Genomic DNA, 15992 nt, shown 5'->3' with positions numbered 1-15992 from the left:
GGGCCTCATCGGTTCGTTGTCTGGCGCAGCAGCATGGTGCCACCGCGCTGGGTAAATTCAAGTTTGTTCAGCGCGCTCATTCCGAGCAGCACTTGTTTGCCATCCAGGCCTGGCACGACGAGGGCGCGCACATCGCGCAGCACAATGTCACCCAGTTGCAGCCGGTCGATGCGGGTTCGGTAACCCTGGGTGCGACCGTTGGCTGTGCTCAGGGTCACCCCAAAGCCTTTTTCCAGTTTCAGCCGTTCGGCCATTTCCGCCGGGATCGACACGTCGGTCGCCCCGGTATCGAGCATGAAATCCACCGGTTGGCCGTTGATCTGGCCGCTGGCGACGAAGTGACCCTGCGTGTTGCTGGCCAGTTTCACTTCGATAAAACCTTCGCCCTGCTCAGAGCTGACGACGGTGTTGGGATTCTGCTGACGCGCTTCCCACTGACCGAAAAACCGCGTCGCCAGAAACAGCGCCGCGCACCAGGCCAGCACCATCAACACACGACCGGCGCGTTTGCCCGGCGGCTGCTGACTCATGACTTGGCGCTCCAGCCACCTTCAGGTGCGGCAAAGCGCCAGACGATCGGACGTTCCTCGCCATCGGCGCGGGCATCGTTGTTGTTGTCGGTGCCAATCCACGCGCCCTCGGCGTCAACAATCAACGCTTCAGTCAGGCCGTAAGGATTTGAATAGCGGCGATGCGCCTGCAAGGCTTCATCGGCAAACGACCAGCAGCGCTCGAGCTTGGCCGTCACCGAATCACGGCGGCAGATCTGGTAAGCGTTGCGCTCAAGGGTAAACAGCTTGCCGTTGAACAGCGACAGGTCGGCAAAGTCTCGGGACACTGCTTTGGCTCGGGGAAACTGCGCCGGCTGCATTTCTTTCCCGGCTTCGCTCAGCAACACACAGCCACCATCGCAATCCCATACCGTTTGTTTGCGCTTGATCAGCAACAATCCACGGCTTTGACGCTCGGCGGCGAGCCACAATTGATCACCCGCCGGATTGATCGCCAGGCCCTCGAACAACGCATTGAAGTGCAGCAGCATGCCGCTGGCCCGGGCTTCGCGAATCAGAATCGGCGAGATCTTCAGCCAGGACGATGGCCCAACGGGTGGCACTTGCAGAATCGCAGCATGGGATTCGCTGACGATGTAGCGATTCCCGGCGTTGTCGCAGGTGATGCCTTCAAAATCCAGATCCCCACCACGGACAAACGACGCCACCCAGGTTCGCGAACGCAAGCCCCAGGGCAAACCGCTGTCTGGCACCGGTGGTACACCGATGCCCACGGTTTCGGCTTGCCATACCCTGTCGCGGGTATCGAGCCGGTAAATCTGATCATCGTCGCGATCCGACACCGTCCACATATCCTTGCCGCACTGGGCCAACCCTGACAGGTTGCCGCCGCGCATACCGTCAATGGGATGCTCGGACAACAGGCGCAGTTCCGGCACCGGCTCGGCAAACACCGAAACCGAGGTCAGAAGTAACGCACACGCCAGGGCAAAGCCAACCCGCATCAGCCAAGAACCTCGGCCAGGTTACCTTTGGATTCCAGCCAGGATTTACGGTCACCGGCGCGTTTCTTCGCCAGCAGCATGTCCATCATTTCCGAGGTCGCTTCAAAATCCTCCAGCGTCAGCTGCACCAGACGCCGAGTGTTCGGGTCCATGGTGGTTTCGCGCAGCTGCGGCGGGTTCATTTCACCCAGACCTTTGAATCGTGTGACCTGCGGCTTGCCGCGTTTCTTCTCGGCCACCAGACGATCGAGAATGCCATCGCGTTCGGCTTCGTCCAGGGCGTAGTAAATCTCTTTGCCCAGGTCGATACGGTACAACGGCGGCATCGCGACGTAGACGTGACCGGCATCCACCAACGGGCGGAAATGCTGAACGAACAACGCGCACAGCAAGGTGGCGATGTGCAGACCGTCGGAGTCGGCGTCGGCGAGGATGCAGATCTTGCCGTAACGCAGCTGAGCGATGTCCGCCGAGCCCGGATCGACACCGATGGCCACGGCGATGTTGTGCACTTCCTGGCTGGCCAGCACTTCGCTGCCGTCGACTTCCCAGGTGTTCAGAATCTTGCCGCGCAACGGCAGGATTGCTTGAAATTCTTTGTCTCGCGCCTGCTTGGCCGAACCGCCGGCGGAATCACCTTCCACCAGGAACAGCTCGGAACGCATCGGGTCCTGTCCGGCGCAGTCGGCGAGTTTGCCCGGCAGTGCCGGCCCCGCCGTGATGCGCTTGCGCTCGACCTTCTTGCTGGCCTTCAGACGACGGCCGGCATTGTTGATCGCCAGTTCCGCCAGCAACATGCCGGTTTCCGGGTTGGCGTTGAGCCACAGGCTGAAGGCATCCTTGACCACACCGGAAACGAACGCGGCCGCTTCACGGGACGACAGACGCTCTTTGGTCTGGCCGGAGAATTGCGGCTCTTGCATCTTCATCGACAGCACGAAAGCGATGCGCTCCCAGACGTCTTCCGGCGCCAGTTTCACGCCACGAGGGAGCAGGCTGCGGAATTCGCAGAACTCGCGCATCGCGTCGAGCAAACCCTGACGCAGACCGTTGACGTGGGTACCGCCCTGCGCCGTCGGGATCAGGTTGACGTAGCTTTCCTGAACGCTGTCGCCACCTTCCGGCAACCACAGCAGCGCCCAATCGACCGCTTCTTTGTTACCGGCCAGGCTGCCGCAGAACGGTTCGTCCGGCAGACGCTCGAATCCGTTGACCGCGTCCACCAGATAGGAGCGCAGACCGTCTTCGTAATGCCATTCGACTTTCTCGCCGGTGGCTTTGTCTTCAAAACTGACCAGCAGCCCCGGGCACAGAACGGCCTTGGCCTTGAGTACGTGCTTGAGGCGGCTGATGGAGAATTTCGGCGAATCGAAGTATTTCGGGTCCGGCGCGAAGAATACGCTGGTACCCGTGTTGCGCTTGCCGACGGTACCAATGATTTCCAGCTCGGTTTTCTTGTAACCGTCGGCGAAGGTCATCTGGTATTCGTTGCCGTCACGCTTTACGCGCACCCGGACTTCGTTCGACAAGGCGTTGACCACGGAAATACCCACCCCGTGCAGACCGCCGGAGAACTGGTAATTCTTGTTGGAAAACTTGCCACCCGCATGGAGCTTGGTGAGGATCAGCTCGACGCCCGAGACGCCTTCTTCGGCGTGGATATCCACCGGCATGCCGCGACCGTCATCGCTGACTTCCAGGGAGTGATCGGCGTGCAGGATGACCTGCACCGAGGTCGCGTGCCCGGCCAAGGCTTCGTCGACGCTGTTGTCGATGACTTCCTGGGCGAGGTGGTTCGGCCGACTGGTGTCGGTGTACATGCCGGGGCGTTTGCGCACCGGGTCGAGGCCCGAGAGGACTTCGATGGCGTCTGCGTTATAAGAGCTAGCGCTGGGAGTGGCCATGGGGTCTCGTCGTCCGCCTGTAAAAAGAGTGTTCTGTGAAAAAGAGGCGACGACTCACAGTGCAGTGAAATCAATCGCCTGATACAAATCTGCGCCGATGCCGGCAAAACTGAGCATTGCCGGAAGTTGCGCGGCAAAACCCTGAAAACTATGGTCGCCGCCGGCCTGGATACGCAAGGCACAGGCCCGGTAGTACTGCTGGGCGAGGCGATAGTCCAGCGTTTCATCGCCGGTCTGCAACCACACCTGATACCGCTGCGGGTCCTGGGGCGCCGGCACTTCCAGCTCGGCCAGGGCCGTCACGTGGTCGTGGGTCAACTCCCAGGCCTCATCGGTATACAGGTTTTTCTGCGTCCCCAGATACCCGTCGAACATCCGGTGCGGACTGACGGCAGGGTTGATCAACAGGGCCTTGAGGCCATGGCGCTCGGCCAAGTGAGTCGCATAGTAGCCGCCGAGTGAGCTGCCGACCAGCAGTGGTCGCCCAAGCTCCTCAATCGCCTTGTTTAGCTGACCGATGGCCTCACGCGGATGGTGATGCAAGGCCGGAACGCGCAACTGATCGCTCAAGCCCAGACGTTCCATCACTTGTACCAACTGCGTAGCCTTTTTAGACGAGGGCGCGCTGTTGAAACCGTGGATATAAAGGATCGAACCAGACATTTGAGCTCCCTGTGCGTCGGGTAAAGAGGCGCAGTTTACAGGGTGCCGGGAAATGTTGGGCGCCAGCATCCATCGAAATGTACGCGCACCTTTAGGAGCAAAGCTTGCTCGCGATGGCGACTTCAAAGACGCCATCGCCGGCAAGCCGTGCTCCTACAGGGGGACGGGGTGATCAATAGCCGTTGGAGCCGTAATCAACCTCGAAGTCGAACCCGGTAACGCGTTCCACGCCGGTTTCCAGCTGGCCATCAGGCAAAAGCCGCAACCAGCGATACCCCGGCGCCTGGTCACTGACCTTGAAATCATCACTGCCCGGTTCGAACTGAATACACGTGGAAGGCGAGGCAATCAGCCGCACACCCTTGCGAACCTGGTCGATCTCTTGATGCACATGCCCCCATAAAACAGCGCGCACCTGCGGAAACCGATCCAGCACGGCAAACAACGCGTCTGGATTGCGCAATCCAATCGGCTCCATCCACACACAGCCAATCGACACCGGATGATGATGGAAGCACACCAGATGATGGCGCTCCGGCGCCTCACTCAACGAACGGGCCAGCAACTGTAGCTGCTCATCTTGCAAATACCCCGGCACCGAACCCGGTACGGCCGAATCGAGCAATGTGACGCGCCAGTTAGCGACATCCACCACCGGCTCAAGCAACGCGCTCTGCACGGCGGCCTCCGCCATGATCCGCGGCTCATCATGATTACCGGGAATCCAGCGCGCCGGCGCATCGAGCTGCCGCGTCAGGTCGCGAAATTGCTGATAGGACTCCAGCGTCCCGTCCTGAGAAAGATCGCCACTGGCAATAATCAGGTCGATCTGCGGCTGCTGAAGCCGCACCAGCTCAATGACTTTTTGCAGGCTGTCACAGGTATTCATGCCCAACAACGTCCCGTCCGTCTCGGCAAACAGATGACTGTCGGAAAGTTGCACCAGCAACGCCGAATCGGCGGTGGTCGATGTGGATACGCTCGGCAAGGCGTTCTCCCAGGGCTGAATCACGGGATTGGATGAGTGCCGCAATTATGCTGGGGGATGATCAAAAGGGGAAACCTGTGAACTTGATGCAGTTCACACTCAGCGCACAACGGCGTACTCGTGCCCGCAGGCCAGGCAATGGCTCAGCCATTCGCCCAGAAACATATTCAGCTGGGCCTTTTCGTCCGGCTGATGCATTGAGGCATTCGGGTAAGGATAGATGCCGCGAAAGCGTCGCGCATGTTCGGCGCTGACGACTTCGGCCATGCACGCGTCGTGATAGACCTGAACTTCCAGTTGCGGCACCGGCAGCCACGGCAGGCTGTGTTCCTGGCGCACTTGCAAGGTTGTGGTGTACGGGCAGACTTGAAGGACTTCAAGGGCCAGCACGCCGAGCATCTGGTCGCCGTGGGTCACGGCAATGCGCCGCGCCTCCGGCTCGTTGCGCATGTCCGGTAGCAGTCGCATCAGGCGCGCGTAGTTGGCCTCGCAGGAGGCTTGCAGCCCCACGAGGTCGACCCGATAACGATCGCGCAGTTTGTTTACGACCATAACCCCCTCACTTCAACGCGGTTCAAAGCTAGCCATTGCAAGGCAATGATGCTGGCCGCGTTGGCAATTCGTCCGTCGCGTACAGCCTGCAGGGCATCTTCGAACGCCCAGACCGTGACGCGGATATCTTCTGCTTCTTCCTCCAGCCCATGCAGGCCGCCGACGCCGGTGCTGTCGCAACGCCCCAGGTACAAGTGCACAAATTCATTGCTGCCGCCCGGCGATGGAAAGTACTTGGTCATCGGCCAGAGCGCCCCGAACACAAGCCCAGCTTCCTCCTGCGCCTCGCGGTGAGCAACTTCTTCCGGCACTTCATCCTTGTCGATCAGACCGGCGACCAGTTCGATCAGCCATGGATTGTCGGTCTTGCCCATGGCGCCGACGCGAAACTGCTCGATCAACACCACTTCGTCACGCTGCGGATCGTAAGGCAGTACGCACACCGCATCGTGGCGAACAAACACTTCACGATTGATCTCGCGACTCATGCCACCGGCGAACAATTCGTGACGCAAGTGCACACGATCAAGCTTATAGAAGCCCTCGTAGCACTTTTCGCGCCGGACGATATCAACGGCGGTCGGAATGGCGTTGGCAAAATCAGTCATGACTATCCTCTTTACTGCAAATCCGTTACGAGGCTCCTTTTTGTTACTTGCAACCTCGACTTCGCGCCATCCTAACGCGCCCGCGACCTTTGATGCAGCCCCTTTACAGTCAGCGGGATAGACGGTGAGGGCGAAACCAACTCTAATTAGCTTAGTGGCGAACTGACTGCTTCGTTGAGAGTCGAAGCGGATAACTTTTTGCCTTTCCCTGTTTTATGAAGGACGCCCATGTCGCTTTTTAAAATCGCCTCCGTGGCCGCAATCGCCCTGACCCTGGGCGCCTGCCAGAGTTTGTTCCAACCCAACTACCGGACGCCGCTGGAAACCACCCGCGACGCTTCCGAACAACTGAAACCGGGTTGCACAACACCTGACTGCCCACTGGTGAACATCGATACGCTGCGCTTCCCAGACGAACCGCAGTTGGACGGCATTATCGAAAAACGCCTGCTGCAAATGACCCGCACCTCGCCCGATGCCCCGGTAGCGCCGACGCTGGCAGCGTATCGCGAGCAGTTTTTGAGCAGTGCCGGCCCGCGCTACAGCAGTTACCTGCAAGCCAAGGTACGTGAGCAGCATGACGGCTTGGTGATCGTTGAATTCTCCAGCTACCTGGACACCGGCGGCGCCCATGGCACGCCGGGCCGCAGCTTCATCAACTATTCACGCCAGCAACACAAAGTGCTGACGCTGTCGGACATGTTAGTGCCCGGGCAGGAAGAGGCGTTCTGGAAAGCCGCGCAGGTGGCACACAACAGTTGGCTGATCAGCACCAAGCTCGATCAGGAACCGGAGTTCCTGAAGAACTGGCAATTCCAGAAAACCCAAAACGTGGCGCTGACCTACGGCGGCGTGATCCTCAAGTACGAAACCAGCACCATCGCGCCTTACGCGCTGGGCCACATCGAACTGAAGATCCCCTACCCTCGCCTGAACGGCATCATCAAGCCCGAGCTGTTTCCTGGCCGTAACTGAAGGCCTGACCCAGCACGAGTTGCAGCAGCCCTGCCAGAATCAGTGACGGCAGGGTTGCGCCGATGTCCGGGTACAGATTAGCCAGCAAATGATAGGTGCTTACTCCGCCCAACCAGGCGAGCAACGCAGGCCAGCGCAATGTGGCTGACGCCACGCGAGCACTGCGTTTGCGCAGGATGAAGTGATCCACCAGCACCACGCCGAACAGCGGCGCAAACACCGAACCGATCAACAGCAGGAAGTTTTGATACTGGGCCAATGGCGCCAGGCACGCGATCAGTGTGCAGATCACGCCGATGGCCAAGGCCAGATGCTCGACTTTCAAGCGCAACAGAATTCCGCTGGACACCGCTGCCGAGTGAATATCGGCAAAGGCATTTTCCGACTCATCCAGCAGGATCAGCAGCAGCGGAATCCCGAGGCCAGCACCGGCCAATGCCAACAGCAAGGCATTCACTTCTCCGCTCGGCGCAAACGCCAGGGTGTAGGCCACGCCCAGGCTCATCAGCCAGAAGTTACCAACAAAGAAACCCACTGCCGTGCCGCCGAACACGTTTTTCGCACGCTTGCCGAAACGCGAGTAGTCGGCAATCAGTGGCAGCCAGGACAGCGGCATGGCGATGGCAATGTCGAAGCCCACGGCGAACGACATCGAACCATCACCGGCCTGCGCCCACAACGTCGCCAGATCAGCCTTGGCGAACAGGTTCCAGGTCAGCCAGATGCACGCGGCCAGGAGCACCCAGATGCCCCACTTGCGCAGGATCTGTCGCACGAATGTCAGCGGACCACTGACGGCCAGCAAGGTCGCCAAACCACCAAAGAACACAGTCCAGAGCAATGGACTGGACAACAGACTGCCTTCGCTGAACGCACGCGCGCCGAGCAGGCTGGCGGCATCGCGCATGACGATGATTTCGAACGAGCCCCAACCGATCAGTTGCAGCAGGTTCAATACGGCAGGCAGGCTCGCGCCTTTTGCACCGAGGCTGAGTTTGAGCGCGGCCATCGACGACAGGCCGGTGTCGCTGCCGATCACGCCGACCGCAGCCAGCAGCAGAACACCGACCAGCGTACCGAGGAAGATGGCCAGCAACGAGCCGGACAGGCCCAGACCTGGTGCGAGCAGAGCGCCGGTCTGCAGGACCATCAGACCGATGCCGAGGGAGAACCACAGGGAAAACAGATCGCGGCCGCCAAAGACACGTTTGTCTTTGGGCACCGCGATATCTGGGGAATAAGTGCTGGGTTGAATGCTCAAGGGTGTTATCTCAGAGGGACATTTGTTGTTATGTGATCGCTATCGCCAGCAGGCTGGCTCCCACAGGGGACTTGTGAACACCACAAATCCAGTGTGGGAGCCAGCCTGCTGGCGATGGGGCCCTTTCTGGCCCCACCTTTTCAGGTCAGATCAAACCTTCTTGTACAGCTGACTGCCTTCCTGTTTGAACCGCTCGGCCTGTTCCGCCAGTCCCTGGGCGACTTCGGCGTCGACGGTTTCGATACGCTGGTTGGCTGCGTATTCGCGGACTTCCTGGGTGATCTTCATCGAACAGAATTTCGGCCCACACATGGAGCAGAAGTGCGCGACCTTGGCCGAATCTTTCGGCAGGGTTTCATCGTGATACGAACGCGCAGTGTCCGGATCAAGGCCCAGGTTGAACTGGTCTTCCCAACGGAATTCGAAACGCGCCTTGCTCAAGGCATTGTCGCGAATCTGCGCACCCGGATGCCCTTTTGCCAGATCGGCGGCATGCGCGGCGATCTTGTAGGTGATGATCCCGGTCTTCACGTCATCCTTGTTCGGCAGACCCAAGTGTTCCTTCGGCGTCACGTAGCAGAGCATGGCGCAACCGAACCAGCCGATCATCGCCGCACCGATGCCCGAGGTGATGTGGTCGTAGCCTGGCGCGATGTCAGTGGTCAGCGGGCCGAGGGTGTAGAACGGCGCCTCGTCGCAGCATTCCAGCTGCTTGTCCATGTTCTCTTTGATCAACTGCATTGGCACGTGGCCCGGGCCTTCGATCATGCACTGCACGTCGTGCTTCCACGCGATCTTGGTCAGCTCACCGAGGGTTTCCAGCTCACCGAATTGTGCCGCGTCGTTGGCGTCGGCAATCGAGCCCGGACGCAGGCCATCGCCCAGCGAGAAGCTGACGTCGTAGGCCTTCATGATTTCGCAGATGTCTTCGAAATGGGTGTAGAGGAAGTTTTCTTTGTGATGCGCCAGGCACCACTTGGCCATGATCGAACCGCCACGGGAAACGATGCCGGTCACGCGTTTGGCGGTCAGTGGCACGTAGCGCAGCAGCACGCCGGCGTGGATGGTGAAGTAGTCGACGCCCTGCTCGGCCTGTTCGATCAGCGTGTCGCGGAACAGCTCCCAGGTCAGGTCTTCGGCAGCGCCGCCGACTTTTTCCAAAGCCTGATAAATCGGCACAGTACCGATCGGCACCGGCGAGTTACGGATGATCCACTCGCGGGTTTCGTGAATATGTTTGCCGGTGGACAGGTCCATGACCGTGTCCGAACCCCAGCGAATGCCCCAGGTCAGTTTCGCCACTTCTTCTTCGATGGACGAACCCAACGCGCTGTTGCCGATGTTGCCGTTGATCTTCACCAGGAAGTTACGGCCGATGATCATCGGTTCCAGTTCGGTGTGGTTGATGTTGGCCGGAATGATCGCGCGACCGCGGGCGATCTCTTCACGGACGAATTCGGGGGTGATGATTTTCGGCACGCTGGCGCCGAAGCTGTGACCGGCGTGTTGCTGGTCCAGCAGGCCAGCGGCGCGCGCCACTTCAAGCTTCATGTTTTCGCGGATGGCGACGTATTCCATCTCGGCGGTGATGATGCCTTTGCGGGCGTAGTGCATCTGGCTCACGTTGGCACCGGCCTTGGCGCGGCGCGGGTTGTTCACGTGGGCGAAACGCAGCTTGGTCAGCTCCGCATCGGCGAGGCGTTCCTGGCCGAAGTTGGAACTCAGACCCGGCAGACGCTCGGTGTCGCCACGGGATTCGATCCACGGCGAACGCACATCGGCCAGGCCTTTGCGTACGTCGATGATGACGTTGGGGTCGGTGTACGGGCCCGAAGTGTCGTACACAACGACAGGCGCGTTGATCTCGCCGCCGAAGTCGGTCGGGGTTACATCAAGGCTGATTTCGCGCATCGGCACGAGGATGTCCGGGCGAGTGCCCTGAACATAGATTTTTTGCGAGCGAGTAAAAGGCTGAACCGATTGCTGATCGACCTTGGCCGAGTCACTCAGATTGGTTGCGATTTTTGGTTTTGTAGTCATCACGGGCTCTCCGAACACATCCAGGCAGTGGATTTTTTGTCGGAGCGAACCTGTCATCGAATGGACGCACGCGCGCTGGGAAAACCAGCTGTGCTGTGCTCAGTGCTCGAGGGGTGTTCGATTGTCGAACAACATCCCGGACGAAGCACAAGAGGACTCGCCGGGTGACGAGAAATCTTGTTCCCTACGCAGGCGCTAACCTGATCAGGTTCAACGGGATCCGAAATTATTCGATCTCAGCCTCATAGCAAGGCACCCCGACAAGAACCCGGCCAGTCTAGACACAACTGGCAAAGAACGCCAACACCGCGGCAAACACCATGATGAATGGCGCAATTGCAGGATTGTTGCCGTCGTTGCTCACAACTACACTCGCTACGCCATACCGCGCCTTGACGCTGTATGAGCCGCGCCGTAGCCTTGGCGCTCAAATTATCAGCGTAATTTTTTAGGGATGGCCTCATGCTGCGCAAACTCTCACTGGCCCTTGCCGTGTCTTGTGCGTCCAACGGAATGGCCTGGGCAGCAGAAGCGCCCTTATCGACCAAAACCGATCTGGTCAGCGTCTATCAGGAAGCGGTGGACAACAACGCCGACCTGGCTGCCGCTCGCGCTCAGTACGGCGCGCAGAAAGAAGTCGTGCCCCAAGCCCGCGCCGGTTTGTTACCGAACATCTCTGGCGGTGCCCAGGTGGCCAACGTGCGCACCGACCTCGATCAACCGTCAGCCGTTGCCAATCGCAGCGCCCATTCCTATCAGGCGACCTTGGCCCAGCCACTTTTCCGTGCCGATCGCTGGTTCCAGTATCAGGCCGCCAAGGACGTCAACGAACAGGCTGCACTGCAACTCTCGGCGACCGAGCAGAACCTGATCCTGCAAACGTCCGAAAGCTATTTCAACGTGCTGCGCAGCCAAGACAATCTGGCCTCGACCAAGGCCGAAGAGGCAGCGTTCAAGCGTCAGCTCGATCAGTCCAACGAGCGCTTCGACGTCGGCCTCTCGGACAAGACCGACGTGCTGCAATCGCAAGCCAGTTACGACACCGCGCGAGCCAACCGGATCGTCGCGCAGCGTCAGGTCGATGATGCGTTTGAAGCGTTGATCACCCTGACCAATCGTCAGTACAACTCGATCCAGGGCATCGTCCACACCTTGCCGATTCTGCCTCCGGCACCGAACGACGCCAAAGCCTGGGTCGACACCGCCGCCAAACAGAACCTGAATTTGCTGGCCAGCAACTACGCCGTCAGCGCCGCCGAAGAAACCCTCAAGCAGCGCAAGGCCGGTCACGCACCGACCCTGGATGCCGTGGCGAAATACGAGAAGGGTGACAACGACGCCATGGGTTTCAGCAACCCGAACGCCTTCGGTACGCCTTACGGCGGTAACGTCGAGCAACGCACGCTGGCCTTGCAATTGAGTATCCCTATCTACAGCGGCGGCCTGACCACTTCACAGGTTCGCGAGTCTTACTCGCGCCTGGATCAAACCGAACAACAGCGCGAATCCCTGCGTCGGCAAGTGGTAGAAAACACCCGCAACCTGCACCGCGCGGTGAACACTGATGTGGAGCAGGTGCAAGCGCGCAAGCAGTCGATCATCTCCAACCAGAGCGCGGTGGAAGCGACCGAAATCGGTTATCAGGTGGGTACGCGAAACATCGTCGACGTGCTGGATGCGCAGCGTCAGCTGTACACATCGGTGCGCAACTACAACAACACCCGTTACGACTACATCCTCGACAACCTGCGCTTGAAACAGGCCGCGGGCACCTTGAACCCAGGGGATTTGCAGGACCTGGCGCGTTATCTCAAGGCCGACTACAACCCGGATAAAGACTTCCTGCCGCCGGACCTGGCCAAGGCTGCGGCAGAGCAACTCAACGCCCGTCCCTGACAGCAAAAGCAAACAGCATTCGCGAGCAAGCCCGCTCCCACATTAGCCCCCCGTTCTACACAAATTTTGTGTTCGCAGGAGATCCAATGTGGGAGCAACTGTCTTGATGATCTTTATTTTGAAGGCATATTGATAGACAGCTGAATTCCCACAGCTTTACGCCATGCGATGCCCTACAGGAACACCGCGACCCGTTTTAGGCCAAGGGTTGTTTCCACTCAGTTCGGTCTCGGATCATGGCGTTCAGTCGTATCAGCAGCACGCGCATACAGGCGATGAGCGCTACTTTTGCGCATTTGCCCTTACGACGCAGTGCGTCATACCGCGCTTTGAACTCAGGCTGTCGCTGAATCACCACCCAGCACGCCATGTACATCGCGCGACGCGCAGCAAACCTGCCGCCGCTAATATGGCGCGGACCTTCATGCTTGCCGCTGTCATCGTTGTAGGGGGCTATGCCTGCCAGCGCTGCAATCTCGTGCCGTCCAACCTCGCCCAGTTCGGGTAAGTAGGCCATCAAGCTGGCTGCCGTCACGAGCCCTATACCCTTGACCGAGCACAAACGGGCCGTTTTATCACTGTCCAGGTCTTTAGCAGTTTGACGGATCAGCTTTTCTATCGACTTTATGGCTTGGCATAAATAGTCGATATGCCTCTGCAGACAGGGTTTTACCCGGTCTACAGAGGCTGTTTTAAGGCGCCGTATATCGTCGCCTTGCTGCTGAACAAAATTTTCGCGCTGCTGTACCAGCGCACGTAAGTTGTCCTGTTCAGGGCTGGTGATTCGGTTGCTTGGCGACTTTATGACTTCGGCAAACTGCGCGAGAAGCCGCGCATCTATCGGGTCGATTTTAGCGCGCTGCCCCATGGCCTTGGCAAAATCCCTGGCTCGGCGAGGGTTGATCCGCAAGACTTCGAAGCCGGCAGCCTGAAGCGCTTTCATGGCCTCTCGCTCATAGCCGCCGGTGGCTTCCAGCAATACGCGGTTGACCTGGTGGCGCTTTAACCAATCAATCAGCGCAAGGAAGTCACTGGCGGTATTGAGGTAACTTGCGCCAACGTCTTGCGGGTTAATCCGAACCTCAAGAGTATCTTTGGCAACGTCGATGCCTGCGCAGGAAAACATAGCTGAATCCTCTTACACTCAAAGGTGAGAGCACTCTGGCTGGGCACCACGCTTGTAAATGTTCGAGGTAGGCTCGTTCAACTGTTCGGGCTCAATAACCAGAGTGGAGAGGTGAATGGCAGCATGGGCTCCCACACGTGCTTTAAGCACTCCGGGCATTCAGCTTGCCATTCACCGCTCTCATCCTCAGTCTAATTCCTGCGCAAGACACAAGCGGGCTTGCTCGCGAATGAAGACAACCCGGTCTAACGCTCGATCAACCGCCCCAACCCATCCAGCAATCGCTGCAACGCGCCCTGATTGGTGCGCATCACTTTCAACCCCGCCTCCGCCATCCGCTGCGCATCGCGCGGCAATTCGAACAGTCGCTGCACCGCCAGCGCCAGACCTTCGGCATCCTCTACTTCCTGCAACGCCCCGGCACTGCGCAACTGCGCGGCGATTTCGAGGAAGTTAAACAGGTGCGGCCCGCTCAACACCGGTTTGGCCAGAGCCGCCGGCTCCAGCAGGTTGTGCCCGCCGTTCGGCACCAGACTGCCGCCAACAAAAGCGCTGTCGGCCAAGGCATACAGAAACAGCAACTCACCCATGGTGTCGCCCACCAGCACCGAAGTTTGCGCGGTGACCGGGTCACCAGTGGACCGACGCACCGTGGCGAACCCCTGCTGCCGACACAACTCGAACACCGGGTTGAAACGCTCTGGATGGCGCGGCACCAGAATCAGCAACGCATCGGGATGATTGGCCAGCAACTGACTATGAGCCGCCAGCACCACTTCGTCTTCGCCTTCGTGGGTACTGGCAGCGATCCACACCGGACGTTCCTGAGCCTGCCATTGCATACGCAACTCGGCGGCACGCTGAAGCAGTGCCGGGTCGATGGTCAGGTCGAACTTGATCGAGCCGGTCACTTCCACGGTTTGCGAACGCGCGCCCAAATCGCGGAAGCGCTGCGCCTCGGCATCGGTCTGCACCGCGAACAGGCTCATCTCGGCAAGCATCGGCTGGGTCAGTTTGCCGAAGCGGCCATAGCCCCTGGCAGAACGCTCGGACAGTCGAGCGTTGGCCAGGGCCACGGGAATCCCGCGCTTGGCGCACTGATGGATATGGTTCGGCCAGAGTTCGGTCTCCATGATCACCGCCAGTTTCGGCTGGACCCGATCAAGGAATCGCTTCGCTGCGCAAGGCAAGTCGTAAGGCAAATAGCAGTGCTGGATGCGCGGCTCATTGGCGAACAGCGCCTGAATGCGCTCCGAACCGGTCGGGGTCATGCAGGTCACGGTAATGGGCAACTGTGGATAACGCTGCAGCAAGGCGCGAATCATCGGCGCCGCGGCAATGCTTTCGCCCACCGACACCGCGTGCACCCAGATGCCGCCCGTTTTCATCGCTGGTAACCCGACGGAGAAACGTTCGCCAATGCGCTTGGCGTACGCCGGCGCCTTGCGCGCCCGCAGCCAAAGCCGAATCGCTACCAATGGCAGCCCCAGGTAAAACAGCGCGGTGTAGAGAGTTCTATTCATGGCGGCGGAGTTTATCGGCTTTTTTCACCGATCGTCTGCAAGTGCACGGCAAAACGTTCGGCCAACCAACGAGCTGCCGGCCCCAGAGGCTCATCGCGGCGCCAGACCAACTCCACCACCAGCGCTGGCGGGGTCCATTCGCTGACCAGTTCGACCATCAGATCCTGATACGCCGGGTACTGCACCACGTGGCGCGGCAGCCAGGCCCAACCGAGGCCGCGCACCAGCCATTCAGCCATCACGTAGAAACTGTCGGCCCGCCAGACTTGCGGGCTGGCAGGTTCGCTACCGGGATAGACACTCGACTGTGTGGACATCAGCAACTGACGATGCCGCGCCAGTTGCTGACAATCAACCTGAGCCTGTTGCGCCAATGGGTGGCCGACGCCGCACACCGTGACCATTTCGACGCTGCCCAACACCCGCCGCTCGAGCGCTTCGGGAATCTGGTCGTGATAAAACAGCAACCCCAGATCGGCCCGACGCTCCACCAGTTTGCGCGCCACATCACCTTGGGCGGCGCTGGTCAATTGCACTTCAAGGCTGGGAAATTGTTGAGCCAGGGCTTCGAAGCTTTCGATGATCGGCTGATAGGGCATCGCCTCATCCTGGGCCACACGCAAACGCGCCTCCTGGCCGCGCATCATGGCCAACGCCCGACCGTTAAGGCGTTCGCATTGGCGCAGCACTTCCCGCGCCTCATCCAGCAATGCGTTGCCGGCCTCGGTGAGTTTCGGCTGGCGGCCGCTGCTACGGTCGAACAGGCTGACGCCCAAGTCCTCTTCCAGCAGCGCAATCGAACTGCTGACCGCCGACTGCGCCTTGCGCTGATCCCGCGCTACCGCAGAAAACGAACGCTGCTCCGCTACGCTGACAAACAGCCGCAGCTGCTCCAGATTCCATTGCGTGTTCACGGCTCAACCCATCTTCAGAACAGATA

Annotated in this window: 14 protein-coding genes and 1 riboswitch; of the genes, 2 read left to right on the top strand and 12 right to left on the bottom strand. The window is 59.6% G+C overall.

The genetic code is table 11. The features are described 5' to 3' along the window. Positions 1–5 precede the first annotated feature (5 nt). The 7 genes from QFX16_RS02490 to QFX16_RS02460 form a co-directional block, all read right to left on the bottom strand. The gene (locus QFX16_RS02490; RefSeq protein WP_033055504.1) at positions 6–530 is read right to left on the bottom strand and encodes a retropepsin-like aspartic protease family protein; all 525 of its coding nucleotides are present in this window, start codon (positions 528–530) and stop codon (positions 6–8) included. Further along, entirely contained in the window at positions 527–1516 is a 990-nt protein-coding gene (locus QFX16_RS02485) for an esterase-like activity of phytase family protein (RefSeq protein WP_283182699.1), read from the bottom strand. Before QFX16_RS02485 ends, QFX16_RS02490 begins: the two co-directional genes overlap by 4 nt. Then, positions 1516–3420 (bottom strand): DNA topoisomerase IV subunit B, encoded by a 1905-nt coding sequence (gene parE, locus QFX16_RS02480; protein ID WP_150656652.1) that lies wholly within the window; start codon positions 3418–3420, stop codon positions 1516–1518. Before parE ends, QFX16_RS02485 begins: the two co-directional genes overlap by 1 nt. Positions 3421–3474: 54 nt before the next feature. Continuing rightward, a complete protein-coding gene (locus QFX16_RS02475) occupies positions 3475–4083 on the bottom strand; it encodes a YqiA/YcfP family alpha/beta fold hydrolase (protein WP_046056736.1) in 609 nt (202 codons plus the stop codon). Positions 4084–4255: 172 nt separating this feature from the next. After that, positions 4256–5071: a 3',5'-cyclic-AMP phosphodiesterase gene (cpdA, locus tag QFX16_RS02470; protein WP_283182698.1), complete on the bottom strand. Its 816-nt coding sequence runs from the start codon at positions 5069–5071 to the stop codon at positions 4256–4258. Positions 5072–5170: 99 nt separating this feature from the next. Continuing rightward, positions 5171–5623: a DUF1249 domain-containing protein gene (locus QFX16_RS02465; RefSeq protein WP_008153350.1), complete on the bottom strand. Its 453-nt coding sequence runs from the start codon at positions 5621–5623 to the stop codon at positions 5171–5173. Then, positions 5614–6231, bottom strand: a complete 618-nt coding sequence (locus QFX16_RS02460; RefSeq protein ID WP_283182697.1) for an NUDIX domain-containing protein — start codon at positions 6229–6231, stop codon at positions 5614–5616. The genes QFX16_RS02465 and QFX16_RS02460 overlap by 10 nt, the downstream gene beginning before the upstream one ends. A gap of 228 nt (positions 6232–6459) precedes the next feature. On the opposite strand from QFX16_RS02460, the gene QFX16_RS02455 reads away from it, so the two are divergent. Then, positions 6460–7206 (top strand): RsiV family protein, encoded by a 747-nt coding sequence (locus tag QFX16_RS02455; RefSeq protein ID WP_283182696.1) that lies wholly within the window; start codon positions 6460–6462, stop codon positions 7204–7206. Here the strand turns inward: QFX16_RS02455 and cytX are convergent. Next, the gene (gene cytX / locus QFX16_RS02450; protein ID WP_283182695.1) at positions 7175–8467 is read right to left on the bottom strand and encodes a putative hydroxymethylpyrimidine transporter CytX; all 1293 of its coding nucleotides are present in this window, start codon (positions 8465–8467) and stop codon (positions 7175–7177) included. The two genes, QFX16_RS02455 and cytX, sit on opposite strands and share 32 nt — an antisense overlap. A 150-nt stretch (positions 8468–8617) precedes the next feature. Next, the gene (gene thiC / locus QFX16_RS02445; protein ID WP_282376652.1) at positions 8618–10507 is read right to left on the bottom strand and encodes a phosphomethylpyrimidine synthase ThiC; all 1890 of its coding nucleotides are present in this window, start codon (positions 10505–10507) and stop codon (positions 8618–8620) included. 164 nt (positions 10508–10671) lie between these two features. Then, positions 10672–10777: riboswitch (TPP riboswitch) on the bottom strand. A gap of 192 nt (positions 10778–10969) precedes the next feature. On the opposite strand from thiC, the gene QFX16_RS02440 reads away from it, so the two are divergent. Next, entirely contained in the window at positions 10970–12403 is a 1434-nt protein-coding gene (locus QFX16_RS02440) for a TolC family outer membrane protein (protein WP_283182694.1), read from the top strand. A 196-nt stretch (positions 12404–12599) separates the two neighbouring features. Here QFX16_RS02440 and QFX16_RS02435 read toward each other — a convergent pair whose 3' ends face one another. From QFX16_RS02435 to QFX16_RS02425, 3 genes are all read right to left on the bottom strand, one after another. Next, positions 12600–13529, bottom strand: coding sequence for an IS110 family transposase (locus tag QFX16_RS02435; protein ID WP_283182693.1), 930 nt, complete (start codon positions 13527–13529; stop codon positions 12600–12602). A gap of 245 nt (positions 13530–13774) precedes the next feature. Beyond that, positions 13775–15052: a lipid IV(A) 3-deoxy-D-manno-octulosonic acid transferase gene (waaA, locus tag QFX16_RS02430; RefSeq protein WP_283182692.1), complete on the bottom strand. Its 1278-nt coding sequence runs from the start codon at positions 15050–15052 to the stop codon at positions 13775–13777. An 11-nt stretch (positions 15053–15063) separates the two neighbouring features. Further along, positions 15064–15966: a LysR family transcriptional regulator gene (locus QFX16_RS02425; RefSeq protein ID WP_283182691.1), complete on the bottom strand. Its 903-nt coding sequence runs from the start codon at positions 15964–15966 to the stop codon at positions 15064–15066. Between the last annotated feature and the right edge of the window lie 26 nt (positions 15967–15992).

Origin of the sequence: Pseudomonas svalbardensis (assembly GCF_030053115.1) — a bacterium.
Taxonomy (GTDB): domain Bacteria; phylum Pseudomonadota; class Gammaproteobacteria; order Pseudomonadales; family Pseudomonadaceae; genus Aquipseudomonas; species Aquipseudomonas svalbardensis.
Note: the sequence above shows the minus strand (reverse complement) of the source record. Positions and strands in the feature narration are given on the sequence as shown.

Bases quoted from the DNA above. Each gene is read 5' to 3' on its own strand.
- QFX16_RS02490 (WP_033055504.1), bottom strand. From the start codon at position 530: ATGAGTCAGCAGCCGCCGGGCAAACGCGCCGGTCGTGTGTTGATGGTG.
- QFX16_RS02485 (WP_283182699.1), bottom strand. From the start codon at position 1,516: ATGCGGGTTGGCTTTGCCCTGGCGTGTGCGTTACTTCTGACCTCGGTT.
- parE (WP_150656652.1), bottom strand. From the start codon at position 3,420: ATGGCCACTCCCAGCGCTAGCTCTTATAACGCAGACGCCATCGAAGTC.
- QFX16_RS02475 (WP_046056736.1), bottom strand. From the start codon at position 4,083: ATGTCTGGTTCGATCCTTTATATCCACGGTTTCAACAGCGCGCCCTCG.
- QFX16_RS02465 (WP_008153350.1), bottom strand. From the start codon at position 5,623: ATGGTCGTAAACAAACTGCGCGATCGTTATCGGGTCGACCTCGTGGGG.
- QFX16_RS02460 (WP_283182697.1), bottom strand. From the start codon at position 6,231: ATGACTGATTTTGCCAACGCCATTCCGACCGCCGTTGATATCGTCCGG.
- QFX16_RS02455 (WP_283182696.1), top strand. From the start codon at position 6,460: ATGTCGCTTTTTAAAATCGCCTCCGTGGCCGCAATCGCCCTGACCCTG.
- thiC (WP_282376652.1), bottom strand. From the start codon at position 10,507: ATGACTACAAAACCAAAAATCGCAACCAATCTGAGTGACTCGGCCAAG.
- QFX16_RS02440 (WP_283182694.1), top strand. From the start codon at position 10,970: ATGCTGCGCAAACTCTCACTGGCCCTTGCCGTGTCTTGTGCGTCCAAC.
- QFX16_RS02435 (WP_283182693.1), bottom strand. From the start codon at position 13,529: ATGTTTTCCTGCGCAGGCATCGACGTTGCCAAAGATACTCTTGAGGTT.
- waaA (WP_283182692.1), bottom strand. From the start codon at position 15,052: ATGAATAGAACTCTCTACACCGCGCTGTTTTACCTGGGGCTGCCATTG.